Consider the following 23103-nt stretch of genomic DNA (forward strand, 5'->3'; position numbering starts at 1 on the left):
ATTCAGGTATCCAGTAACGTACGGGCAACGGCCTGCAGTTTACGGGTGAGCGGGCCCGGCGACCAGTTCAGTGCAGCGAAAGCGCGCACCGGCCAAATGCCATAAACACTGTTGCAGACGAACAGTTCGTCCGCCTGCGCCAGCTCGTCGAAGGCGATATCGCGCACCTGCACGGCCATGCCCAGGTGCTGCGCCTGCTCGAGCAAAGCGCCGCGCATCACCCCGGCTACACCACAGCGACGCAGGTCGGCCGTGATCAACGCCCCCTCACGCAGCAGAAACAGGTTGCTATAGACCGCCTCGATCACCCGACCTTGGCTATCGCGCATCAAGCCTTCGGCGTGCTCGCTGTCCTGCCATTCGGCGCGGGCCAGCACCTGCTCCAGGCGATTGAGGTGTTTGAGGCCTGCTAGCAGCGGTTGTTCCCCGAGGCGGGTCTGGCAAGGGAAAAGCCGTATGCCGTGTTCGGCGTGCTGCGCCGGGTAGCTGGGCAACGCAGCGCCCTGCAGGATTCGCCGCGGCGCCGCGTCCAGCACCGGCGCATAGCCGCGCAGGCTGTCGCCGCGCGTGACGATCAGCTTGGCAACGCCTTCGCCAAGCAAGCTGGCAAAGCGCAGTACTTCATCGCGCATCAACGCCATGTCGGCGTCGATGCCCAGGCGCTGACATCCTAGCGCCAGGCGCGCCATGTGGCCGTCGAGCAGACTCGGACGGCCACCGCGCACGGCGATGGTTTCAAACAGCCCGTCACCGTAGGCCAGGCCGCGGTTGTGCAAGGCGACTGCCGCCGCAGGCTGACCGTCGACCCAGCTCTGCATCAGCCGGCGAACCGGCGGAACACCAGCGAGCCGTTGGTGCCACCGAAACCGAACGAGTTGGACAGCACGACTTCGATCGGCATGCTGCGCGCCTGATGCGGCACGAAGTCAAGATCGCAGCCCTCGTCCGGCTCATCGAGGTTGATGGTCGGCGGGGCCATCTGGCTGTTGATCGCCAGCACGCTGAAGATCGCTTCCACCGCACCGGCAGCGCCGAGCAAGTGACCGGTCATCGACTTGGTCGAGCTGACGGCCAGCTTGTAGGCATGCTCGCCAAACACGCGCTTGATAGCTGCCACCTCGGCAATATCACCTGCCGGCGTCGAGGTGCCGTGGGCGTTGATGTAGCTCACCTCTTCAGGTTGCACGCCAGCATCACGCAAGGCGTTGGCCATGCAGCGCGCCGCACCCTCACCGCTGTCAGGCGGCGAGGTCATGTGGTAAGCATCGCCGCTCATGCCGAAGCCCACCAGCTCGGCGTAGATAGTCGCGCCGCGGGCCTGGGCGTGCTCCAGCTCTTCGAGCACCAGGGCACCTGCACCGTCGGACAGCACGAAGCCGTCACGGCCTTTATCCCACGGACGGCTGGCACGCGCTGGCTCGTCGTTGCGCGTGGACAGCGCCCGCGAAGCCCCGAAGCCGCCCATGCCCAGGCCGCAGGCTGCCATTTCCGCGCCGCCTGCGATCATCACGTCGGCTTCGCCGTAGGCAATGTTGCGCGCGGCCATGCCGATGCAATGGGTGCCTGTGGTGCAGGCGGTCGCAATGGCATAGTTCGGCCCCTGCAGTCCCAGGTGGATCGACAGGAAGCCCGAGATCATGTTGATGATCGACCCTGGCACGAAGAACGGCGAGATGCGCCGCGGGCCCTGCTCATGCAGGGTACGACTGGTTTCTTCGATATTGGTCAGACCGCCGATACCCGAGCCCATGGCCACACCAATGCGCTCGCGGTTGGCGTCGGTCACTTCCAGCCCGGCGTTGCGTACCGCCTGGAAGCCGGCCGCCAGGCCGTATTGAATGAACAGATCAAGTTTGCGGGCTTCCTTGGCCGACAGGTATTGCTCGACCTCGAAGCCTTTCACCGAGCCGCCAAAACGGGTGGAGTAGGCAGACAAGTCCGTATGCTCGATCGGACCGATGCCACTGCGGCCAGCCAGAATGCCCTGCCAGGTGCTCGGTACATCGGTACCCAGTGGCGACAGCATACCCATACCGGTGACCACGACGCGTCTACGCGACACAGTACTCTCCTTTTCTAATCACAGAGTTTCTTGCCATTGCATCCAAGCAACGGAATGAAATGGCAACAAGCTCTCGCGGCGAGGGCAACGACACCCGCGGCTGGCAAAGAAAAAACCGCACGCCAGCGAAGGCAGTGCGGTTCTTCTCGACAAAAAGCGTCGACTACAGTGTCTTAAGCCTGGTGGCTGTTGACGTAGTTGATCGCAGCTTGAACGGTAGTGATCTTCTCGGCTTCTTCGTCAGGAATTTCGGTCTCGAATTCCTCTTCCAGAGCCATCACCAGCTCAACGGTGTCAAGCGAATCAGCACCCAGGTCATCAACGAAGGATTTCTCAGGAGTCACTTCCTCTTCCTTGACGCCCAGTTGCTCGGCGACGATTTTCTTGACGCGTTCTTCGATGGTGCTCATACCTAGTTTTCACTCCTAATGGACATATGTCAGGCAGCTGGCCGGTGACCAAGTTTATAGAAAGACGTTCGCTTTTCAAGCGGAACGCACCTTCGGTCAGTCGGCAGACCCTCTGCCTGGAATCTGGTTGCAGCTTTATAACGGATTTTAGGCTCGCAGTATGACTCTTTTTTAAAGCAATCCGTCACATCGCGTTGCGGTTTTACATGTACATCCCGCCGTTGACCGGCACGGTAGCGCCGGTAACGTAGCCTGCGCCGTCCGAAGCCAGGAACGAAACCACCTTGGCAATTTCGTCGGCCTGGCCCAGGCGACCCAGCGGAATCTGAGTCTGCAGGGCTTCACGCTGCGCCTCTGGCAGCTCGCGGGTCATGTCGGTGTCGATGAAGCCCGGGGTCACCGAGTTGACGGTGATACCGCGCGAGCCGACCTCACGCGCCAGTGCGCGACTGAAACCTTCCAGACCCGCCTTGGCAGCCGCATAGTTGGCCTGGCCAGCGTTGCCCATGGCACCGACGACCGAGCCGATGCTGATGATACGACCCCAGCGTGCCTTGGTCATGCCGCGCAGCACGCCCTTGGACAGACGGTAAAGGCTGTTGAGATTGGTGTCGATCACATCGAACCACTCATCATCCTTCATGCGCAGCATGAGGTTGTCACGGGTGATGCCGGCGTTGTTGACCAGGATGGCCGGGGCACCGAACTGCGCGCCGATGGCTGCCAGTACGGATTCGACCGACTCGGGGCTGGTGACGTTGAGCGCCATGCCGGTGCCGGCGATGCCATGCTCCTTGAGGGTGGCAGCAATGCGTTCGGCGCCGGAATCCGAGGTGGCCGTACCGATCACGGTTGCGCCCTGGCGGCCCAGCTCGAGGGCGATAGCCTGGCCGATACCGCGGCTGGCGCCGGTGACCAGGGCAACTTTACCTTGCAGGCTCATGCGAGCTTCTCCAAATCAGGCCAGCGCCGCACGGGCGGCGGCGATGGCGTCGGGGGTATTGAGGTTGTAGGTGGTCACGCCGTCGGCGCAACGCTTGTTCAGGCCAGCCAGCACCTTGCCAGGACCGCACTCGACCAGGTTGACCGCGCCACCGGCGGCCAGGGTCTGTACGCACTCCACCCAGCGTACGGGCTGGTATAGCTGGGCCAGCAGGTCCTGCTTGAGCTGCTCGAGGTCGGCGGGCACGGCTGCCGAAACGTTCTGCACCACCGGGATCTGTGGCGCCTGCCATTCGATGGCGTTGACCGCATCGGCGAAACGCTCGGCCGCGGGCTTCATCAGGGCGCAGTGCGAGGGTACGCTGACCGCCAGCGGCAAGGCGCGCTTGGCCCCTTTGGCTTTGCACAGCTCGATGGCGCGGTCCACCGCCGCTTTGTTGCCGGCGATGACCACCTGGCCTGGAGAGTTGAAGTTGACCGCACTGACCACTTCATCCTCGGCCGCTTCGGCGCAGATGCCCACCACAATGGCGTCGTCCAGCCCGAGGATCGCCGCCATGGCGCCATGACCGGCAGGAACGGCTTCCTGCATCAACTGGCCGCGGCGCTCGACCAGACGCACGGCGTCCTTGAGCGAGAGCGCACCAGCGGCAACCAGGGCGCTGTATTCACCCAGGCTGTGACCGGAAACGAAGGCGGGCTGCGCACCACCCTCTTCCAACCAGAGGCGCCACAGGGCGATGGAGGCCGTCAGGATCGCCGGCTGGGTCTTGTCGGTTTGATTGAGTTGCTCTTCCGGGCCTTCCTGAACCAGCTTCCACAGGTCGTAACCCAGAGCCTCGGAGGCCTCCTTGAAGGTCTCGATGACCACCGGCTTTTCAGCGCCGAGTTCGGCGAGCATGCCCAGGGACTGAGAACCTTGACCGGGGAAGACGAATGCGAGGGATGCAGACATTGAACAAGCCCTTATGATCTTGTCGTCGGATGGTGTGCACCGGGCTTTGGCCCGGCGCTGAATCTGAGAACTTGGATGGAAACACGGACCAAGCGGTCACATTTAAGCACTTCATCGGCGAAATGCCCAAAAGCTTTGTTGCCGCCATGGCGACTAGGGCAGTAGATCCTCCAACCGCCCGTGCAAGCGTTGAGGCAGGTTTTCCTGGATTTCGATCAGCGCGCGTTGAATGGCGCTCTGCAAGCCTTCGACCCCGGCCGAACCGTGACTCTTGATGACAATGCCCTGCAGCCCGAGGAAACTCGCGCCATTGTGCCGCGCAGGCGCCAGGTCGGCCTGCAGCCGCTTGAGCAACGGCATGGCGACCGCTCCAGCCAAGCGGGACAACGGCCCAGCCTTGAACAGCCGCTCGATGCGAGCGCCGATCATAGTCGCCAGGCCCTCGCTGGACTTGAGCAGAATATTGCCGACAAACCCATCGCAAACCACCACGTCGGCTTCACCGCGATACAGCCCGTCACCTTCCACGAAGCCGATGTAGTTCAGCCCACGCGCGTTTTGCAGCAGCGTGGCTGCGAGCTTGACCTGCTGATTGCCCTTGATGTCTTCGGTACCGACATTGAGCAGCGCCACCCGCGGACGATGAATGCCCAGGGCCTGCGCAGCCACCGAACCCATCACCGCGAACTGATAGAGGTTTTCGGCACTGCAGTCGACATTCGCGCCCAGGTCGAGCAGCTGACAATAGCCAGCTTGGGTGGGAATCGCCGCCACCATGGCCGGCCGATCGATCCCTGGCAACGTCTTTAGCACGAAACGCGACAAGGCCATCAGCGCGCCCGTGTTGCCGGCACTGACGCAGGCTTGCGCCTTGCCGTCACGCACCAGTTCGAGGGCGATGCGCATCGACGAGTCCGGCTTGCTGCGCAGCGCCTGAGCGGGCCGCTCGTCCATTCCGATCACCTCAGAGGCAGCGACGATTTGCAGGCGCGCGCGATCCGCCGCCGAAAGGCTGCCGACAAGATCTTCAAGGAGGGAGGGTTGACCGACGAGGGTCAGGTGCAGCGAGGGTGTAGCCGTGAGGCAGGCAATGCTAGCCTGGACAATGCTGCGGGGACCGAAGTCCCCGCCCATTGCGTCGATCGCGATGATCTGAGCGGACAAGGATTACTCGTCAGCGCCCTTGTCGATCACTTTGCGACCACGGTATACGCCTTCAGGCGATACGTGGTGGCGCAGGTGTACTTCACCGGTGCTTTTCTCTACCGACAGCGCGTTTTCCGACAGGGCGTCGTGCGAACGGCGCATGTCACGGGCAGAGCGGGATTTTTTGTTCTGCTGAACAGCCATAATTGATTAACTCCTAAACGTTTGGGTCACGCTTTAACTGCGCCAAAACACTGAACGGGTTGGACCGCGATACCTCGTCCTTGCTCGAGTCGGGCTCGTCTGCGCCCGCCGGCTGCTGGCAATCTTCCGGATGATGAGCAGGCACGATGGGCAAGGCGAGCAACAGCTCTTCCTCGACCAAGGCCTGCAGATCCAATGGATCTTCGCCCAGTTCCAGCACGTCATAGCCTTTCGGCAACGACTGGGTATTCGCACCCTCCTTCACCACGGCGTACGTACATTCGCTGTGGATCGGCAGGGTGACCAGCTCAAGACAACGCTGGCAAACCATTTTGACTTCGACATCCAGCTCGCTGTGGATAACCACCACGTGCTGTTCATCTCGTTCAAAATCGAACTTCGCCTGCACCGTACCGACATCGTCGGAAAGCGGGTCGCAGAGTCTTTCCAAATCAGCGAGTTGCAGCGTACCGGTGATGGATACGCCTCGATCGGCTAATTTGCGCGGGTCAACGTGAGGTGGAATCGGGTCATTCAACATAGGCGCAGCATTCTAGGGATGCCCCCCGCACCTGTCAAAGGAAATTAGGCGGCATCTTGCATGTTAGAATCGGTGCAACTGATCAGGAGTCTATCATGCTGCCTCTGTTGCTGGCTTCCAGCTCTTCTTACCGGCGCGAATTGCTCGCGCGCCTGCGCCTGCCCTTCCAGTGGGCGAGCCCCGATCTAGACGAACAGCGCCTTGCCCAGGAGCCCGCCGCCGACCTGGTGCGCCGCCTGGCCCGCCAGAAAGCCGAGGCACTGGCGACGAGCCACCCCGCACACCTGATCATCGGCTCCGACCAGGTAGCCGTGCTCGGCGAGCAGATCCTCGGCAAGCCGCATACTGCCGAACGGGCCTGCGAGCAATTGCTCCAAGCCAGCGGCAAACAGGTGACTTTCCTGACCGGACTGGCGCTGCTCAATACGTCGACCGGGCATTGCCAGGTCGATTGCGTGCCGTTCACGGTGACGATGCGCGCGCTGGACCGCGAGCGCGTGGAACGCTACGTAGCAGCAGAGCAACCGCTCGATTGCGCCGGGAGCTTCAAGGCAGAGGGTTTGGGCGTGAGCCTGTTTCAGAGCACCCACGGGTGCGATGCGACCAGCCTGATCGGGCTGCCGCTGATTCGACTGGTGGACATGCTGACCGAGGAAGGCGTGGTCATCCCTTAGCCTGGCTCGAGCGTTGCGGCGCCCGTGACACCGGGCGCCGCAACACGCATCGCGAACTCAGCGCAACTGCGGCCCCTGGAACCCCATCCACAGGGCCAGATGCTCAGCCACACTGGCACCTACACGCTTGGAAAATCGATCGAAAGGCGATTCCTGCACGGTGTAATCGACCAGGTCCTTCTCCCCGACGATCTCGCGCGCCACATAGCTGGCACTGCCTAGCCCATCGATCAAGCCCAGCGCCTTGGCCTGCTCACCCGACCATACCAAGCCACTGAACAGCTCTGGATGCTCCTTGTCCTTCAAACGATCGCCCCTGCCCTGCTTGACCATGGCGATGAACTGCTGGTGCGTGTTGTTCAGCACGCCCTGCCAGAATGCACGCTCTTCAGGTTTTTCCGGCGAGAAAGGGTCCAGAAACGCCTTGTGCTCTCCGGCCGTGTAGGTACGGCGCTCGACGCCCAGCTTGTCCATGGTACCGACAAACCCGTAGCCCGCCGCCGTCACGCCAATCGAACCCACCAGACTGGCTTTGTCGGCATAGATCTCATCAGCGGCGCTGGCGATGTAGTACGCGCCAGACGCGCCGAGGTCGGCAATCACTGCATACAACTTGATATCCGGATGCTCGGCACGCAGGCGGCGAATCTCGTCATACACATAACCCGCCTGAACCGGGCTGCCACCAGGACTGTTGATACGCAGCACCACCGCCTTGGTCTTGGCATCCTTGAACGCCTCGCGCAAGCTCTTGACCAGATTGTCGGCGCTGGCCGACTCCTGATCGGCGATCACCCCGCGCACCTCGATCAATGCCGTGTGATTGCCCGAGCGCGACGCCGCCTTGTCCATGTCCATGAAGGGTGAAAACAGCGCCAGCAGACCGAACAGGTAGACGAAGGTCAGCAGCTTGAAGAAGATCCCCCAGCGTCGCGACCTGCGCTGCTCCTGCACACCGGCCAGGAGGGTCTTTTCCAGCAGGTGCCAGCTCTTGCGCTCGACCCGCGCCTCTTCGGCCTCGGCGAGACGACGTTCACGAGCAAGACGCTCTTGCTCGGTTTCGTTTATCGGCTCTTTCCACTCGTCAGCCATGCTTTACCTACCTTGGATTCAGACCTGCCTTGAACCAGCCAGCCACTCGCGCAGCTGGGAAAAATGATCGATGCACACCTGCGGACCGAACTCGGCCAGCGCCTGCAGCGGCATGGCGCCATAGCCCACCGCCACCGAGTGCATCCCGGCGTTGCTGGCCATTTGCAGATCGAATGCCGAATCTCCGACCATCAGCGCTTGCGCCGGTTCGACACGGCAATGGCGGAGGATTTCTTCGAGCATCAACGGATGCGGTTTGCCACGGGTTTCATCCGCAGCGCGGGTAATATCGAAAAACTGCTCCCAGCCATTGGCCTTCAGCACGCGATCCAGCCCACGGCGGGCCTTGCCGGTCGCCACCGCCAGGCGATAGCCCTGGGCGCGAAAGGCATCGAGCGATTCGACCACGCCATCGAACAGCGGCGAGGGATCCTGGTCGAGCGTGGTGTAGACCTCTGCGTAGTGCTGGCGAAAACTGCCGACATGCGCCGGCTCGAGATGGGGATACAGCGTCAGGATCGCCTCATCCAGGGACAGACCGATGATGCCTTTGACCGCCTGCTCATCACTGGGTGACTCGCCGGCGCGCTCGGCAGCCACGTTCATGGACTCGACGATGCGGCCGATGGAGTCGGCCAAGGTACCGTCCCAATCGAAAATCAGCAGTTCATAGTCACGAGGCACTGAGTCGCTCCACCGTCTTGGCCCAGACGTCGTCGACCCGCGCTTCGATTTTCAACTCGCCGCCGTCTGGCAGCGGCACGGTCAGGGCGTAGGCATGCAGGAACAGGCGCTTGCCGCCCAGCTCGCGAATTTCGCGACTGAAGTCCTCGTCGCCGTACTTGCTGTCACCGGCGATCATGTGACCGGCGTGCAAGGTGTGCACGCGAATCTGGTGGGTGCGCCCGGTGATCGGTCGCGCCTCGACGATGGTGGCGAACTCGCCAAAGCGGCGCAGCACACGGAACATCGTCAGCGCCTCCTTGCCTTCGTCGTTGACCTCGACCATGCGCTCGCCGGAGCGCAGGTTGCTCTTGAGCAGCGGCGCATTGACCTGCTTCTTGGCGGTCGGCCAGTGACCGCGCACCAAGGCCATGTAGCGCTTGTCGACACCATCGCCACGCAAGGCGGCATGCAGGTGGCGCAACATGCTGCGCTTCTTGGCGATCATCAGCAGCCCGGAGGTGTCGCGGTCCAGGCGGTGGACCAACTCCAGCTCCTTGGCATCGGGGCGCAACTGGCGCAGCGCCTCGATCACACCAAAGCTCAGGCCGCTGCCGCCGTGAACGGCAATGCCAGCCGGCTTGTTCATCACGATCAGCGCCTTGTCTTCATAGACGATGGCAGCTTCCAAGCGCTGCAACAGGCCCTGGGCCACCGGGGCCGGCTCGTCGCGCTCAGGGAGCCGCACCGGCGGCACCCGCACGATGTCGCCGGCCTGCAGCTTGTACTCAGGTTTGATGCGGCCCTTGTTGACCCGCACTTCACCCTTGCGCAGGATGCGGTACACCAAAGTCTTGGGCACGCCCTTGAGCGCCGTGATGAGGAAATTATCGATGCGTTGGCCGGCAAGCTCCGGCGCGACTTCGATCAGCTGAACGCCGGAAGTCGGAGGGGTATTGGTCGTCATGGCGGGATCATAACAATTTTTTATGGAATTGAAGCACTTAATCATTACTGCTATAGTCGCGAACGCCGCCATAAGCGGCAGGCCAGTGAAACCAGGCCCTTGGCCGGTTCCTGACCTACGCAATTCTGCAGGACGCGAGGCCGTCCTACGGGGTTTTCGCCAGTTTACCGAATTGCCTGGAATCGCCACCAGCGCTGTGTAGAGAAGACCGAAAAAAAACGACAAGTGTGGTTGTTCACCTGCTTCCCGATTCTTTTCGCTGCACCTCTGCCCGCCCCGTCGCTTCCGGCACCGCCCGGCGAATACTTCGGAAATACCTGCCTTGGACATGTAATGGCGTCAGCTCTGGAATCGGAGCTGGCGAAAAATGCAACCCGTTGCGGATTCAGCGCGCGGCAGCACCCGAATTATCAGGGATACGTGCAGGGTGGAGATGCACAGCCCTCGGACCGTGTAGCACCGCGTCCGGCCACCGGCCCATTAACATGCCGGCGAGCGGATAAGGTCCTGAACAGATGCCCCCGGGCGTCCACGGCTGACGGTTGATTCCTCCTCCTGACTGAGTGCACCAGGCCCGCTTGGTTGATTCGGATACCCATTCGAAGCCACCGGGGCCTGGTAGGCACCGCAGCAAACAGGACGCGTCGTCGCGACAACGGCAGGCTGGGCAACCGGCTGGTGCCGAACGTCGCTCGACACGGGGGTGGCCCCGGCTACCCTTTGCGCACCTTGGCACCGACCATGAGAAGTCGTGTGTGCCGCACGCCGTTTCCGGCAGCCCGGAAACCGACGGTACAACATGAAAAGAATGCTGATTAACGCAACTCAACCCGAAGAGTTGCGTGTAGCCCTGGTGGACGGCCAACGTCTCTACGATCTGGACATCGAGTCCGGCGCGCGTGAGCAGAAAAAGGCCAACATCTACAAAGGCAAGATCACCCGGATCGAGCCCAGCCTCGAAGCCGCCTTCGTCGACTTCGGCTCCGAACGTCACGGCTTTCTGCCGCTGAAGGAAATCTCCCGCGAATACTTCAAGAAAGCCCCTGAAGGCCGGGTCAACATCAAGGAAGTCCTGAGCGAAGGCCAGGAAGTCATCGTCCAGGTCGAGAAGGAAGAGCGCGGCAACAAAGGCGCGGCCCTGACCACCTTCATCAGCCTGGCTGGCCGCTACCTGGTGCTGATGCCCAACAACCCGCGTGCCGGTGGCATTTCCCGCCGCATCGAAGGCGAAGAACGCAACGAACTGCGCGAAGCGCTGAACGGCCTCACCGTTCCAGGCGACATGGGCCTGATCGTGCGCACTGCAGGCCTGGGCCGCAGCAGCGAAGAAATGCAGTGGGACCTCGACTACCTGCTGCAACTGTGGACCGCCATCAAGGAAGCGTCCCAGGATCGCGCCGCGCCTTTCCTGATCTACCAGGAAAGCAACGTCATCATCCGCGCCATCCGCGACTACCTGCGCCAGGACATCGGCGAAGTGCTGATCGACAGCATCGATGCCCAGGAAGAAGCCCTGACGTTCATCCGCCAGGTGATGCCGCAGTACGCCAGCAAGGTCAAGCTGTACGAAGACAGCGTACCGCTGTTCAACCGCTTCCAGATCGAAAGCCAGATCGAAACCGCCTTCCAGCGCGTGGTCGACCTGCCGTCGGGCGGCTCGATCGTGATCGACCCGACCGAGGCGCTGGTTTCCATCGACATTAACTCGGCGCGCGCCACCAAAGGCAGCGACATCGAGGAAACCGCACTGCAGACCAACCTGGAAGCGGCCGAAGAAATCGCCCGCCAGTTGCGCCTGCGTGACATTGGCGGCCTGATCGTCATCGACTTCATCGACATGACCCCGGCGAAGAACCAGCGCGCCGTGGAAGAACGTGTCCGCGAATGCCTGGAAGCCGACCGCGCCCGCGTTCAAGTTGGCCGCATTTCGCGCTTCGGCCTGCTGGAAATGTCGCGTCAGCGCCTGCGTCCTTCGCTGGGCGAAAGCAGCGGCATCGTCTGCCCGCGCTGCTCCGGCACCGGCATCATCCGTGACGTCGAATCGCTGTCGCTGGCGATCCTGCGCCTGATCGAAGAAGAAGCGCTGAAGGACCGCACCGCCGAAGTTCGCGCCCAGGTGCCGATTCCGGTTGCCGCGTTCCTGCTCAACGAGAAGCGCAACTCGATCACCAAGATCGAACTGCGCACCCGCGCCCGCATCATCATCCTGCCGAACGACCACCTGGAAACCCCGCACTTCGAAGTCCAGCGCCTGCGCGACGACAATCCGGAAGTGCTGAACAACCAGTCCAGCTACGAAATCGCCGCCTCCGAGGCCGAAGAAGCCCCGCAGCCAACCGCTACCCGCACCCTGGTTCGCCAGGAGGCTGCGGTGAAGACGGCACCGGCTCGGGCCAACGCCCCGGTCCCGACCTCGAACGAAGAAGCGCAGCCGGCTGCAGCGCCTGCGCCGGCACCAAGCGCCCCTGAGCCAAGCCTGTTCAAGGGCCTGGTGAAGTCGCTGGTCAGCCTGTTCGCCGGCAAGGAAGAACCTGCTGCACCCGTGGTCGCCGCTGCCGAGAAGCCAGCAGCCGAACGTCCGCAGCGCAACGAGGAGCGTCGCAACGGTCGCCAGCAAAGCCGCAACCGCAACGGCCGCCGCGATGAAGAGCGCAAGCCACGTGAAGACCGCGCCGAGCGCGCCCCGCGTGAAGAGCGCCAACCACGCGAAGAACGTGCGCCTCGCGAAGAACGCGCCCCTCGTGAAGAGCGTGCCCCGCGGGAAGAGCGTGCGCCACGCCAGCCGCGCGAAGACCGTCGCGGCAACCGTGGCGAAGAGCGTGTACGTGAGCTGCGCGAGCCGCTGGACGTCACCCCTACCGAGCGTGAGGAGCGTCAGCCGCGCGAAGAACGCGTAGCCCGTGAAGAGCGCGCACCACGCGAAGAACGTGCCCCGCGTGAAGAACGTGCCCCGCGTGAAACGCGTGAAGAACGTGCACCACGTGAAGAGCGCGCGCCGCGTGAAGAACGTGCCCCGCGTGAAGCGCGTGAGGAACGTGCCCCGCGTGAAGAACGTGCTCCGCGTGAAGAGCGTACGCCTCGCGAAGAGCGTCAGCCTCGTCCAGCGCGCGACGAGCGCCAGCCACGCCCAGCCGAGCAGGTTGCCGAACAGGCTGCCGAGCTTGCTGAGGAACAACTGCCGAACGAAGAAGCGCTGCAGGAGGAGCTCGAAGGCGCCGATGGCGAGCGTCCGCGTCGCCGCTCGCGTGGCCAGCGTCGTCGCAGCAATCGTCGTGAGCGCCAGCGCAATGCCAACGGTGATCTGATCGAAGGCAGCGAGGAAGAAGGCAGCGAGGAGTCCGCGCAGCAGCACCAGGCTACAGAGCTTGGCGCAGAGCTCGCTGCAGGTCTTGCGGTCACCGCCGCTGTTGCGAGCAGCAACATCAGCGCCGATGCCGAAGCCCAGGCCAACCAGCAGGCCGAACGCGCCAGCGCTGTCGCGGTCACTACCGAGGACAGCGAGGTTGCCCAGCCAACCGAGCGTACCGAAGTCGTCGCCCAGACCGAGGAGTTCGTCATCGCGCCAGTGGTCGAGCAGCCAGTCAGCGAGCCGGTCGCTGCCGTCGAAGCCAATGAAAAGCCTGTCGTAGAAGTCGTGCCGCAGCCGGCTGCCGACCAAGCGCCAGTCGCTGCCGAGCCTGAAGTCGCCACCCCGGCGCAGCTTGAAGTACCGGCCCTTCAAGCGCCTGCCGATGAGCAGGTTGCAGTCGCAGAAGCTGCGGTGGTCGAGGCGGGTGAAGCGGAAAAGCCACAGGCAGCCGCTGAGCAAGCGCCGACTTTCGAGGCATCGCAACCTGCGGCCGACCATCAGCCAGAGGCAACCGCTGAACCTGCACCGGTCGCTATCGAATCGGCCCCGGTGATCGCTGAGCCAACCCCGGCGCCGGCGGTAGTCGAGACCGCCGAAGCCGCCACTGTCATGCTGCCCAATGGCCGTGCGCCGAACGATCCGCGTGAAGTGCGCCGTCGCAAGCGGGAAGCCGAAGCGGCCGCCAAAGCCGCCCAAGCCGCTGCCGAGCCAGTGCTGGAAACCGCCGATGAGCAAAAGCCTCAGCACGGTTGATAGCCAGGCCTGAATGAAAAGCCCCGCCAGTGCGAACTGGCGGGGCTTTTTCTTGGCTGCGTATCAAGAGACAAGCGGCCACACTACAGTGCGATGTCGGGCCAGACACTCAGTAGAGGTTGGGCTCCATCTCCAACTCAACGCCAAAACGTCGCTGCACGTCAGCCTGGATTTTCAGCGCCAGCGCGTGCATCTGCGCCCCGCTCGCCTGGCCATAATTGACCAGCACCAACGATTGCAAACGATGCACCCCAGCATCGCCCTCGCGATAACCCTTCCAGCCCGCTTGCTCGATCAGCCAGCCCGCCGCGAGCTTGACTTGGCCCTGTGCCTGCGGATAGGCCACAAGGCCCGGATGTTGGCTGCGAATCTGCTCTGCGCATTCAGCCGACACCACCGGGTTCTTGAAGAAACTCCCGGCATTGCCAAGCTCGGCAGGGTCTGGCAGTTTTTCGCGGCGGATACTGCAAATGGCATCGCTGATCGCCTGGGCGCTCGGCTCATCAACCCCCTGCTCCGTCAGGCGCTGACGCACCGGACCGTAATCCAGGTGTGCTCGCAGCGTATGACTCAAGGCAAAGCGCACGCGCAGGATCAACCAGCGCCCCGGATTACGCTTGAAAACGCTATCGCGGTAGCCAAAAGCACAGGCCTGCAGATCGAAATCGCGCAGCTCACCCGTCTGGCGGTCAAGCGCAGTGAGGCCGGCGAAGATGTCCTTGATCTCGACGCCATAGGCGCCGACATTCTGCATGGGCGCGGCGCCTACCGTGCCCGGAATCAGGCTGAGATTCTCAAGGCCGCAGAAGCCCTGGGCCAACGTCCATTGCACGAACGGATGCCAGGCCTCGCCGGCCTCGGCCTCGACCACCACCTGCTCGCCATCATCGCTGAGCACTCGTCGGCCACGACTGGCCATGTGCAGCACCAATGCGTCGATGTCACGGGTCAACAGCAGGTTGCTGCCGCCACCGATCACCAGGACTGCCAACCCACGCTGTTGCGCCTCGGCCAGGGCCTCGCGCACTTGCTGATCGTTGCTGGGCTGGGCCAGGTAGCGGGCGTTGACGCCGATACCGAAGGTATTGAAGGGCTTGAGCGAGACCTGCTCCTGCCAAGCCGCCGTCATAGTCGCCCCTTGATTTCCACGACCAGCTCACGGCAGGCCGCCTCGATCAGGTCAAGGACTTGCTCGAAGCCCTCGCTGCCACCGTAGTAAGGGTCGGGCACTTCGTCCACTGCCGCGCCAAAGCGGCGCAGGAACAGGTCCAGCTCGCCTGCAGCAGCGTGTGGGCGCAAACTGCGCAGATGACTGAGGTTGCTCTCATCCATCGCCAGGATCAGGTCGTATTCGGCAAAATGCGCGGCTTTGATCTGCTGGGCGCGCTGCTGCGACAGATCGTAGCCGCGCGCCAGCGCCGCCTTGCAGGTGCGGCTGTCGGGCGCTTTGCCGACATGCCAGTCACCAGTGCCGGCAGAAGCTACCTGCACGTGATCAGCCAGGCCGGCAGCTTGCAGCTGATGACGCAGCACCGCTTCGGCGGTCGGCGAGCGGCAGATATTACCCAGGCAGACGAACAGAATGCGCATCAGGCCTCCAGCAAGCGCCGAACGCGCTCCAGGTCTTCAGGGGTGTCGACACCGACTGCCGGCGCCTCTATCGCGTCCTCGACATGGATCCGCACGCCATGCCACAAGGCCCGCAGCTGCTCCAGCGCCTCGGTTTGCTCGAGCCAGCATGGGCCCCAGCTGACGAAGTCCTGGAGGAAGCCGACACGGTAGGCATACATGCCGATGTGACGACGGTACGGTACGCCTTGCGGCAGCACGTCGCGATTAGTGGCGAAGGCATCGCGCGCCCAAGGCAAGGGCGCGCGACTGAAGCTCAAGGCCAGGCCATTCTTGTCACTGACTACCTTCACCGCGTTGGGGTTGAACACGGTCTGCGGTTGCTCGATCGGCTCGGCCAGGGTAGCGATGCTGGCCTGCGGGTGGGCGGCAAGGTTGGCCGCTACCTGATCGATGATCACCGGCGGGATCAACGGCTCGTCACCTTGCACATTGACGATGATGGCCTCGACCGGCAGGCCCAGGTGCGCCGCGACTTCAGCCAGGCGGTCGGTGCCGGACTCGTGATCGGCACGGGTCATCAGCACCTCGGCCCCAAATGCTTGGCAGGCCTCGACGATACTCGCGTCATCGGTGGCGATGACCACACGACTGGCGCCGCTCTTGCGCGCCTGTTCCCATACATGCTGGATCATGGGCTTGCCAGCGATGGCCAATAGCGGCTTGCCCGGCAGACGCGTGGAGCGCAGTCGGGCCGGAATCACCACAGTGAAATCGACGCTCATTTGTCCAGACGCTCGTCATCGGTCAAGGTCCGTGCTTCGCTTTCCAGCATCACCGGGATGCCGTCACGGATCGGGTAGGCCAGGCCTGCACCCTTGCTGATCAGCTCGGTCTTGTCGGCGCTGAGCTTGAGCGGGCCTTTGGTGATCGGGCAAGCGAGGATATCGAGCAATTTGGTGTCCATGAGAACTTCCTATAGGCCAAATGGCCGCAAATGATGAAAACGCGCAAAGCCGCTCAGGCCGTGCGCAGCAAGCGTCGCAGCTGCCCATCGAACCAGGCGCCAAAGGCAGGCGTAGGTTGAGCTTCGACCGCCAGATACCACCAATCGTCGGCCGCGAAGGCTCGGCATTTGACCGCGTCTTTTTCGGTCATCACCAGCGGCAGTGCCGGGCTGAATGCCAGGCTCTGGGCGTTGAATTGCGCATGGTCGGCAAACGGATGTTCCAGCGGCTGCCAGTCTAGCGCCTGCAGGGTGTTGAAGAAACGCTGTGGATTACCGATCCCGGCGACCGCGTGCATGCGCTGGCCTGCCGGAAAGAAGTCGAGGTCGCGGCGTTCGCCGCTGCGCAGATTGACCAGGGCAGAGGGCTGCAGGCGCAGGCCGAAACCCTCGGGACAGTCGCCGTCGGCGCCGTTGAACAACACAGCATCCGCTTCGGCCAAGCGCTCGCGCGGTTCGCGTAGTGGCCCGGCTGGGAGGCAACGGCCATTGCCGAGCCCACGTGCGGCGTCGATCAGCACCAGTTCGAGATCCCGCGCCAGGCGATAATGCTGCATGCCATCGTCACACAGGATCAGGTCCAGCGGCTCGCTGGCCAGCAGTGCCCGTACCGCAGCTGCCCGGTCAGGGTCGATCATCAGCGGCACGCCGGTGCGCTGCACGATCAGCAACGGTTCATCGCCGGCCTGCTCGGCTGGCTGCTGCGCCGTGACGCGCCAGGGGTAGCGAGGCGGCTTGGCCCCGTAGCCGCGGCTGACCACGCCCACCTTCAGCCCTCGTCGGCGGCAGTGCTCGATCAGCCAGAGAATCATCGGCGTCTTGCCAGTGCCGCCAACCGTAATGTTGCCTACCACGATCACCGGCACCGGCGCACGGTAACTGCTGCTTTCGCCGTTGAGAAACCGCGCACGCTTGCGCATGACCACACGCCGGTACACGGCTTCGAGCGGGCGCAGCAACATCAGGGCGGGATGCCCGGCGTACCAGGCGGCAAGCAGGCGATCGGCCAAGGCCATCACGGATTCCCCTGGGCGGCCTCGACGGTGGTCATGCGCAAGTGGCTGAAACCGAGCTTGCCGGCGGCATCCATTGCGGTGATCACGGCCTGATGCGGGGTCTTGCCGTCGGCGCTGATGGCCAGCGGCAAGGTGTTGTCGCCGCCGGACTCGCGCTCGATAGCCTCACTGAGGGTCGCCAAGTCACTCTTGGGCAGCAGGTGGTTGTTCACCGAATACACGCCATCGGCGCTGATGGTCACTTCCACCAGCTTGGCCTGGTCGGCCGGCGGCTGCTCGGCGCTGGTCGCTTCGGGCAGTTCGACCCGCAGTTGGGTTTCGCGCGTGAAGGTGGTGGTAACCACGAAGAACAGCAGCAGGACGAACACCACGTCGATCAGCGAGGCGAGGTTGATGTCGACGTTCTCGCGCTGGCGGTTGCGCCGAAACTTCACACCTTGCCTCCGGCGACTTCCACTTCACGGTCGCCCTGGATCACTTCGACCAGCTTGATCGCCTCCTGCTCCATGCCGACCACCAGTTCGTCGATGCGGCGCAGCAGGAAGCGGTGAAAGAACACGGCGGGGATACCGACCATCAGGCCAGCGGCGGTGGTTACCAGTGCCTTGGATATACCACCGGCGAGCACAGCGGCATTGGCGGTCATCTGCGAGCCCATGAACGCACTGAAAATGTCGATCATGCCCAGCACCGTGCCGAGCAGGCCGAGCAGCGGCGCCATGGCGGCGATGGTGCCCAGGGTGCTGATATAGCGCTCGAGTTCGTGGATGACGCGCGAGGCGGCCTCTTCGATGCACTCTTTCATGATCTCGCGACCATGGCGGGAATTGGCAAGGCCCGCCGCCAGGATTTCGCCCAGCGGCGAATCGGCGCGCAGTGACTTGAGTTTATCGCTGGTGAGTTGCTTGTCCTTGATCCACATCCACACCTGGCCCAGCAAGTGCGGCGGGGTGACGCGACTGGCACGCAGGGTCCACAGGCGTTCGACGACGATCGCCAGGGCGACGATGGAGCTCAGAATGATCGGCAGCATCATCCAACCGCCGGACTTGACCAATTCCCACACAGTAAACGCCCCCTCGCAAAAAGGCCGCCACTCTACCATAGGCGCGCCACCCGCTCATCTGCCAGAGATCAGGGAAATGTGACTGCGCCGGCGCAACTGGCGGGCGACCACAGCGTCACGGCGTACGCCAGAAGCGCCGCTGCTGGCGTACGCTCTCGACATTCTGGCCGGCACCCAACAACAGACGCAACGCCCCTTCCCTGGCCGTATCGTGTACTGCCAGCCCATGCTGTCGGTACCGCTCCAGCACCTGCGCATGCGGATGACCGAAGCTGTTGTTGCGCCCGCGCGATATGAGCACGCCACGGGGTGCCGTGGCAGCGATGAAGGCTTCGGTCGAAGAGCTGCGGCTGCCATGGTGCGGCGCCTGCAGCCAGTCGATGCGCTGCGCGTCGTGGGCACCGAGCCAGGCCCGCTCCGCCGCGGCTTCCATATCGCCGGCCAACAACAGGCGCTCGCCCTGCGCCTCCACCAGCAGCACACAGGAGCCGTCGTTACTGCTGCGGGCATCGGCCCAGCGCCATAACGAAAAGTGCACCCCGTCCCAGGTCCAACGCTGACCGCTGCGGCACGGCTGCATCGGCAGATCGTCGAGCACTTCGCCACCGAGCACCTGCTGCACCGGCAAACCGCTGGCAATGGCCCGGGCGCCGCCGGCATGGTCGGCGTGGGCATGGCTGACCAGCAGCAGGTCGAGCTGGTCGATGCCAAGCTTGCGCAAGGTGGGCAGAACGACCCGCTCACCGAGGTCTTTTTCGCCTCTAACGGGGCCTGCGTCGTACAACAGACTGTGATTCTGCGTGCGCAAAAGCACCGCCAGTCCTTGCCCAACATCCAGGTGCCAGACCTGCGCTTCACCGAACTGTGGCATGTCGCGTGGCACCCACAAAGCCAGCAATAGCGCGCCGCCCGGTGCCCGCAGTGGCACCCCGCGAGGCATTAGCAGCAACAGTGTGCCCAGGCTTACCAGGATCCAGCTCCACAGCGGCAATGCCGGCGGTTGCCAGGCCGGGCGCCAGTGCGCGATCCACGTCAGCAGGCGAAACAAGATCTCGAGCAGACCACCGGCGATCCACAGCAACGCTTCGCCAACGCCGCCCAGGGGCAATAACAGCGTGCCGAGCAGGGCCAGCGGCAGTACGGCCACGCTCACCCACGGCACCGCCAACAGGTTGGCCAGCGGCGCGCTCACGCTCACCGGCAAACCGGTGGCCAGCAACACCGGCAACAACCCCACGGCAATCACCCACTGCGCCCGCGTCCAGGCTTGCCAGGGCCGCCAGGCGCCCAGCCGTGCAGCGAAACAATAGATCAGCACCGCCACCGCTGAGAATGACAGCCAGAAGCCTGGTAGCAGCGCAGCCAGGGGCTCGGCCAGCAGCACCAGATCGAACGCCAGCAGCAGCGCGAACCCTGCGCCAAGCTGGCGAAAACGCAGGCGCCAGAGCAGTACCACCGCCAGCATCAGACAAGCACGCTGCACCGGAACCCCCCACCCCGCCAGCCAGCCGTAGCCCAGTGCCGCGCCAAGCGCGATAACGCAGGCAAACGGCAGCCAAGGCCAGCGGCCAGGCCACAGCCCCCAGCGGGCCAGCCCTGCGATCAGGGCGTAGAGCAGGCCTGCCACCAAGCCGATGTGCTGCCCGGAGATCACCAGCAAGTGCACCGTGCCGGTCGCCTGCAGCGCCTGCCATTGCTCACGCCCCAGGCCTGCCCCGTCACCCAGTATCAGCGCCACCAAGGCCGCTTGCTGGCCGAAGGCGTCCACCGCAAGCAGGCGTTCGCGCAGTGCACCGCGCCAACCTGGCTGCAGCGCCGCCAGCACCCGACCCGCTTTCACCGTGCCGGTGGCACCAATTCGCCTGGCCAGCAACTGGGCCTCTCGGTCGGCAGCATGGGGGTTCAGCAAGCCGGCCGGGCGCTGCAGCGTGACCGCCAGGCGCCAGCGTTCGCCCGCGTGCAGGGTTGGGCCATCGAACCAGCTCAATTGCAGGCGCTGCGGCAGCTCGGCGCGGCGTGAATGGGGTTGGGCCAGCTCGAACCGCACACCTTGCGCGGTACGCGTCGGCAGCCCCACCACCTGACCCTCGAGCCACAGGGTTCGCCCGTCCAGCGTGGCAGGTAGCCGATCATCCAGCGCCCGCTGGGCTGACCAGCAGGCCCAGCAAAAACCCAGCAACAGGATGCCCATCGGCCAGTAACGGCTAGGCAAGCACAGACTGCCGGCCACGAGCAGCGCCAGCAGCCATCCGACCGACGGCAAGGCGGGTAGAAACACCGGGGCAACCAACCCGAGTGCGAGGGCGAACATCCCTGTGCGCATGCATTAGAGCTCCACTGCGTCATCGCTGACTCAGGCATAGCTGAAAAGCCGCATGAGCCTGCTCAACAATTGTCACAAACTCTAAACGAGCGAGTCCGGGAATCGGGGCATACTTCCCCGATCAACGCCCCGGGAGCCCACATGCCGCGCCGACTCTTCAAACGCTTCATGCCGGATCCGACCAGCATTCGGGAACACAAGTCCTTACGCTTTTTCGGCACGTTGCTGCACGACCCCAACCTGTGGCATCTCAATCGCCATTCAGTGGCCCGGGCCATGGGCGTGGGCTTGTTCGCAGCGTTGATTCCGATCCCCATGCAGATGCTGCTGGCCGCTGCATTGGCGATTCCGGTAAGGGGCAACCTGCCGATCGCGGTCAGCCTGGTCTGGCTGACCAACCCGCTGACCATGCCGCCGGTGTTTTTCGTGACCTACATGACCGGCGCCTGGCTGATGCAGATACCGCCGCGCAGCCTGCCCGAAGAGCTCACGTTCGAGTGGATCACCGACCAGCTTGGCACGATGTGGCAGCCGTTCCTGCTGGGCTCGATCGTGTGCGCGGTGGTGTTGGGCGTCGCCGCCTACTTCACCACCCTGCTGTACTGGCGCTGGTGGATTGGCCGGCAATGGCGCCGGCGCAAGCAACGGCTATCAGGCGCGCATGCCGCGGCCACTGACCAGCAGGCGAACGCACAGCAGATAAAGCACGGCGGTAGCCACCAGCATGAAGGTGATCGCCGTCCCGATACTGATGTCCGACACCCCTAGAATGCCGTAGCGGAACGAATTGACCATGTGCAGCACCGGGTTGGCCAGGGACACCGTCTGCCAGAAAGGCGGTAGCAAGTTGATCGAGTAGAACACTCCGCCCAGGTAGGTCAGCGGCGTCAGCACGAAGGTCGGAATGATCGAGATATCGTCGAAGTTGCGCGCGAACACCGCATTGACGAAGCCCAGCAACGAGAAAATGGTCGCCGTCAGCAACACCACGATCACGGTCACGCCCAGGTGATGCACTTGCAAATCGGTGAAGAACATCGACAGGATGGTCACGATCACCCCGACGGCCAGCCCACGCAGTACGCCACCCAACGCATAGCCGATCAAAATGGTGTGCGGCGAGACCGGTGAGACCATCAGTTCTTCGATCGAGCGCTGGAACTTGCTGCCAAAGAAGCTCGACACCACGTTGCCATACGAGTTGGTAATCACCGACATCATGATCAGCCCCGGCACAATGTACTGCATGTAGGTGAAGCCACCCATGTCACCGATCTGCCGGCCGATCAGGTTCCCGAAAATGACGAAATACAAGACCATGGTAATGGCCGGGGGTAGCAAGGTTTGCGGCCAGATGCGTAGAAAACGTCGCACTTCACGGTAGACGATGGTGTTCAGGGCGACCCAGTTGGTGCGCAGTTCCACACTCATACCGCCACCTTCGACAGGTTTTTTTCTACCAGGGACACGAACAACTCCTCGAGACGGTTGGTCTTGTTGCGCAGGCTTTGCACCTCGATGTTCTGCAGGGCCAACTGACCGAACAGCGCGGTAATGCCGATGTCCTTGTCCACCTGCACCTCAAGGGTGTGCGGCGTCAGCAGCCGGCACGGGTAGCCCTGCAACACAGGCGCTGCGGCCAAGTCCTGGTTGAGGTCGAGCACGAACGTTTCGACATGCAGCTTGCCCAGCAGCTGGCGCATGCTGGTGTTCTCGACGATGGTGCCATGGTCGATGATGCCGATGTTGCGGCACAGCTGCTCAGCCTCTTCCAGGTAATGGGTGGTGAGGATGATGGTGATGCCCTTCTGGTTCAGCTCGGTCAGAAAGCTCCACATCGAGCGGCGCAATTCGATGTCCACGCCGGCAGTGGGCTCGTCGAGAATCAACAGGCGCGGTTCGTGGATCAACGCCCGGGCGATCATCAAACGTCGCTTCATGCCCCCCGACAGCGAGCGCGAAGGCACATCACGCTTGTCCCACAGACCTAGCTGGGTCAGATACTGCTCGGCGCGCTCCTTGGCGATCCTCGCCGGGATGCCGTAGTAGCCGGCCTGGGTGACGACGATGTCGAAGCACTTCTCGAACTGATTGAAGTTGAATTCCTGCGGCACCACGCCCAGGCAACGCTTGAGCGCCGCCGGCTGACGGTCCAGGTCGTGGCCGAACACGTTGACCGTGCCGCTGGTCTTGTTGACCAGGGTGGAGAGGATGCCGATGGTGGTGGACTTGCCGGCACCATTGGGGCCAAGCAATGCAAAGAAATCGCCTTCGGCAACGTCGAGGTCGATGCCCTTGAGGGCTTGAAAGCCGTTGCCGTAGGTCTTGGTCAACTGTCGAATGGACAGGGCAGAACTCATAGCAG

At 63.3% G+C, this 23103-nt stretch carries 24 protein-coding genes; 3 read left to right on the forward strand and 21 right to left on the reverse strand.

The genetic code is table 11. The annotated features are described in order from the left end of the window. Positions 1-2: 2 nt before the first annotated feature. From pabC to ACLEJW_RS15210, 8 genes are all read right to left on the reverse strand, one after another. A complete protein-coding gene (gene pabC, locus ACLEJW_RS15175) occupies positions 3-818 on the reverse strand; it encodes an aminodeoxychorismate lyase (RefSeq protein WP_440777836.1) in 816 nt (271 codons plus the stop codon). Continuing rightward, complete coding sequence (gene fabF / locus ACLEJW_RS15180) at positions 818-2062, reverse strand: beta-ketoacyl-ACP synthase II (protein ID WP_313298271.1); 1245 nt, start codon at positions 2060-2062, stop codon at positions 818-820. The genes pabC and fabF overlap by 1 nt, the downstream gene beginning before the upstream one ends. Before the next feature lie 173 nt (positions 2063-2235). Beyond that, the gene (acpP, locus tag ACLEJW_RS15185; protein ID WP_145193129.1) at positions 2236-2472 is read right to left on the reverse strand and encodes an acyl carrier protein; all 237 of its coding nucleotides are present in this window, start codon (positions 2470-2472) and stop codon (positions 2236-2238) included. A 202-nt stretch (positions 2473-2674) separates the two neighbouring features. Further along, complete coding sequence (fabG, locus tag ACLEJW_RS15190; RefSeq protein ID WP_313647016.1) at positions 2675-3415, reverse strand: 3-oxoacyl-ACP reductase FabG; 741 nt, start codon at positions 3413-3415, stop codon at positions 2675-2677. A gap of 15 nt (positions 3416-3430) precedes the next feature. Continuing rightward, a complete protein-coding gene (fabD, locus tag ACLEJW_RS15195; RefSeq protein WP_145193125.1) occupies positions 3431-4369 on the reverse strand; it encodes an ACP S-malonyltransferase in 939 nt (312 codons plus the stop codon). A 153-nt stretch (positions 4370-4522) separates the two neighbouring features. Then, complete coding sequence (gene plsX, locus ACLEJW_RS15200; protein ID WP_145193124.1) at positions 4523-5533, reverse strand: phosphate acyltransferase PlsX; 1011 nt, start codon at positions 5531-5533, stop codon at positions 4523-4525. A gap of 3 nt (positions 5534-5536) precedes the next feature. After that, positions 5537-5719 carry a 50S ribosomal protein L32 gene (gene rpmF / locus ACLEJW_RS15205; RefSeq protein WP_008096416.1) on the reverse strand — a complete coding sequence of 61 codons (183 nt, stop codon included), beginning with the start codon at positions 5717-5719 and terminating at the stop codon, positions 5537-5539. 13 nt (positions 5720-5732) lie between these two features. Beyond that, positions 5733-6260, reverse strand: a complete 528-nt coding sequence (locus tag ACLEJW_RS15210; RefSeq protein ID WP_145193122.1) for a YceD family protein — start codon at positions 6258-6260, stop codon at positions 5733-5735. 95 nt (positions 6261-6355) lie between these two features. Here ACLEJW_RS15210 and ACLEJW_RS15215 point away from each other — a divergent pair, with 95 nt between their 5' ends. Then, positions 6356-6934 carry a Maf family protein gene (locus ACLEJW_RS15215; RefSeq protein ID WP_440777837.1) on the forward strand — a complete coding sequence of 193 codons (579 nt, stop codon included), beginning with the start codon at positions 6356-6358 and terminating at the stop codon, positions 6932-6934. Between the two features lie 57 nt (positions 6935-6991). On the opposite strand, the gene ACLEJW_RS15220 is transcribed toward ACLEJW_RS15215, so the two are convergent. From ACLEJW_RS15220 to rluC, 3 genes are read right to left on the reverse strand one after another with little or no spacing between them, the layout of a single operon-like run. Beyond that, complete coding sequence (locus ACLEJW_RS15220) at positions 6992-8026, reverse strand: S49 family peptidase (RefSeq protein WP_313459852.1); 1035 nt, start codon at positions 8024-8026, stop codon at positions 6992-6994. Between the two features lie 18 nt (positions 8027-8044). Further along, the gene (locus ACLEJW_RS15225) at positions 8045-8710 is read right to left on the reverse strand and encodes an HAD family hydrolase (RefSeq protein WP_145193118.1); all 666 of its coding nucleotides are present in this window, start codon (positions 8708-8710) and stop codon (positions 8045-8047) included. Beyond that, a complete protein-coding gene (gene rluC / locus ACLEJW_RS15230; protein ID WP_440777838.1) occupies positions 8700-9656 on the reverse strand; it encodes a 23S rRNA pseudouridine(955/2504/2580) synthase RluC in 957 nt (318 codons plus the stop codon). The genes ACLEJW_RS15225 and rluC overlap by 11 nt, the downstream gene beginning before the upstream one ends. Positions 9657-10455: 799 nt before the next feature. On the opposite strand from rluC, the gene rne reads away from it, so the two are divergent. Beyond that, positions 10456-13758, forward strand: a complete 3303-nt coding sequence (rne, locus tag ACLEJW_RS15235) for a ribonuclease E (protein ID WP_440777839.1) — start codon at positions 10456-10458, stop codon at positions 13756-13758. Positions 13759-13867: 109 nt separating this feature from the next. Here the strand turns inward: rne and murB are convergent, their stop codons facing one another. From murB to ACLEJW_RS15275, 8 genes are all read right to left on the reverse strand, one after another. Further along, positions 13868-14887: a UDP-N-acetylmuramate dehydrogenase gene (gene murB / locus ACLEJW_RS15240; protein WP_313459844.1), complete on the reverse strand. Its 1020-nt coding sequence runs from the start codon at positions 14885-14887 to the stop codon at positions 13868-13870. After that, positions 14884-15348: a low molecular weight protein-tyrosine-phosphatase gene (locus ACLEJW_RS15245; RefSeq protein ID WP_313298243.1), complete on the reverse strand. Its 465-nt coding sequence runs from the start codon at positions 15346-15348 to the stop codon at positions 14884-14886. The genes murB and ACLEJW_RS15245 overlap by 4 nt, the downstream gene beginning before the upstream one ends. Then, entirely contained in the window at positions 15348-16112 is a 765-nt protein-coding gene (kdsB, locus tag ACLEJW_RS15250) for a 3-deoxy-manno-octulosonate cytidylyltransferase (protein ID WP_313459842.1), read from the reverse strand. Before kdsB ends, ACLEJW_RS15245 begins: the two co-directional genes overlap by 1 nt. Next, positions 16109-16294 (reverse strand): Trm112 family protein, encoded by a 186-nt coding sequence (locus tag ACLEJW_RS15255; protein WP_003247142.1) that lies wholly within the window; start codon positions 16292-16294, stop codon positions 16109-16111. Before ACLEJW_RS15255 ends, kdsB begins: the two co-directional genes overlap by 4 nt. A gap of 53 nt (positions 16295-16347) precedes the next feature. Continuing rightward, a complete protein-coding gene (lpxK, locus tag ACLEJW_RS15260; protein ID WP_145193107.1) occupies positions 16348-17349 on the reverse strand; it encodes a tetraacyldisaccharide 4'-kinase in 1002 nt (333 codons plus the stop codon). Continuing rightward, entirely contained in the window at positions 17349-17783 is a 435-nt protein-coding gene (locus tag ACLEJW_RS15265) for an ExbD/TolR family protein (RefSeq protein ID WP_145193106.1), read from the reverse strand. Before ACLEJW_RS15265 ends, lpxK begins: the two co-directional genes overlap by 1 nt. Further along, a complete protein-coding gene (locus ACLEJW_RS15270; protein WP_145193104.1) occupies positions 17780-18415 on the reverse strand; it encodes a MotA/TolQ/ExbB proton channel family protein in 636 nt (211 codons plus the stop codon). The genes ACLEJW_RS15265 and ACLEJW_RS15270 overlap by 4 nt, the downstream gene beginning before the upstream one ends. Positions 18416-18530: 115 nt before the next feature. Beyond that, positions 18531-20738: a DNA internalization-related competence protein ComEC/Rec2 gene (locus ACLEJW_RS15275; RefSeq protein ID WP_440777840.1), complete on the reverse strand. Its 2208-nt coding sequence runs from the start codon at positions 20736-20738 to the stop codon at positions 18531-18533. Between the two features lie 141 nt (positions 20739-20879). Between ACLEJW_RS15275 and ACLEJW_RS15280 the strand changes: the two genes are divergently transcribed. Further along, positions 20880-21506 (forward strand): DUF2062 domain-containing protein, encoded by a 627-nt coding sequence (locus tag ACLEJW_RS15280; RefSeq protein WP_313459835.1) that lies wholly within the window; start codon positions 20880-20882, stop codon positions 21504-21506. Here the strand turns inward: ACLEJW_RS15280 and ACLEJW_RS15285 are convergent. Both ACLEJW_RS15285 and ACLEJW_RS15290 read right to left on the reverse strand, forming a co-directional pair. Next, positions 21390-22169 carry an ABC transporter permease gene (locus ACLEJW_RS15285; protein ID WP_145193097.1) on the reverse strand — a complete coding sequence of 260 codons (780 nt, stop codon included), beginning with the start codon at positions 22167-22169 and terminating at the stop codon, positions 21390-21392. The genes ACLEJW_RS15280 and ACLEJW_RS15285 overlap by 117 nt on opposite strands. Beyond that, entirely contained in the window at positions 22166-23098 is a 933-nt protein-coding gene (locus ACLEJW_RS15290; protein WP_145193095.1) for an ABC transporter ATP-binding protein, read from the reverse strand. Before ACLEJW_RS15290 ends, ACLEJW_RS15285 begins: the two co-directional genes overlap by 4 nt. Positions 23099-23103: the final 5 nt, after the last annotated feature.

This window comes from Pseudomonas sp. SMSB3, assembly GCF_052041965.1.
Lineage (GTDB): Bacteria > Pseudomonadota > Gammaproteobacteria > Pseudomonadales > Pseudomonadaceae > Aquipseudomonas.

Excerpts from the sequence above, each read along its gene's own strand:
- fabG (WP_313647016.1), bottom strand. The coding sequence starts at position 3,415 with ATGAGCCTGCAAGGTAAAGTTGCCCTGGTCACCGGCGCCAGCCGCGGT.
- kdsB (WP_313459842.1), bottom strand. The coding sequence starts at position 16,112 with ATGAGCGTCGATTTCACTGTGGTGATTCCGGCCCGACTGCGCTCCACG.
- ACLEJW_RS15275 (WP_440777840.1), bottom strand. The coding sequence starts at position 20,738 with ATGCGCACAGGGATGTTCGCCCTCGCACTCGGGTTGGTTGCCCCGGTG.
- ACLEJW_RS15220 (WP_313459852.1), bottom strand. The coding sequence starts at position 8,026 with ATGGCTGACGAGTGGAAAGAGCCGATAAACGAAACCGAGCAAGAGCGT.
- ACLEJW_RS15210 (WP_145193122.1), bottom strand. The coding sequence starts at position 6,260 with ATGTTGAATGACCCGATTCCACCTCACGTTGACCCGCGCAAATTAGCC.
- acpP (WP_145193129.1), bottom strand. The coding sequence starts at position 2,472 with ATGAGCACCATCGAAGAACGCGTCAAGAAAATCGTCGCCGAGCAACTG.
- rne (WP_440777839.1), top strand. The coding sequence starts at position 10,456 with ATGAAAAGAATGCTGATTAACGCAACTCAACCCGAAGAGTTGCGTGTA.
- ACLEJW_RS15290 (WP_145193095.1), bottom strand. The coding sequence starts at position 23,098 with ATGAGTTCTGCCCTGTCCATTCGACAGTTGACCAAGACCTACGGCAAC.
- ACLEJW_RS15245 (WP_313298243.1), bottom strand. The coding sequence starts at position 15,348 with ATGCGCATTCTGTTCGTCTGCCTGGGTAATATCTGCCGCTCGCCGACC.
- rpmF (WP_008096416.1), bottom strand. The coding sequence starts at position 5,719 with ATGGCTGTTCAGCAGAACAAAAAATCCCGCTCTGCCCGTGACATGCGC.
- murB (WP_313459844.1), bottom strand. The coding sequence starts at position 14,887 with ATGACGGCGGCTTGGCAGGAGCAGGTCTCGCTCAAGCCCTTCAATACC.
- pabC (WP_440777836.1), bottom strand. The coding sequence starts at position 818 with ATGCAGAGCTGGGTCGACGGTCAGCCTGCGGCGGCAGTCGCCTTGCAC.
- fabD (WP_145193125.1), bottom strand. The coding sequence starts at position 4,369 with ATGTCTGCATCCCTCGCATTCGTCTTCCCCGGTCAAGGTTCTCAGTCC.
- ACLEJW_RS15285 (WP_145193097.1), bottom strand. The coding sequence starts at position 22,169 with ATGAGTGTGGAACTGCGCACCAACTGGGTCGCCCTGAACACCATCGTC.
- lpxK (WP_145193107.1), bottom strand. The coding sequence starts at position 17,349 with ATGGCCTTGGCCGATCGCCTGCTTGCCGCCTGGTACGCCGGGCATCCC.
- ACLEJW_RS15280 (WP_313459835.1), top strand. The coding sequence starts at position 20,880 with ATGCCGCGCCGACTCTTCAAACGCTTCATGCCGGATCCGACCAGCATT.
- rluC (WP_440777838.1), bottom strand. The coding sequence starts at position 9,656 with ATGACGACCAATACCCCTCCGACTTCCGGCGTTCAGCTGATCGAAGTC.
- ACLEJW_RS15215 (WP_440777837.1), top strand. The coding sequence starts at position 6,356 with ATGCTGCCTCTGTTGCTGGCTTCCAGCTCTTCTTACCGGCGCGAATTG.
- ACLEJW_RS15255 (WP_003247142.1), bottom strand. The coding sequence starts at position 16,294 with ATGGACACCAAATTGCTCGATATCCTCGCTTGCCCGATCACCAAAGGC.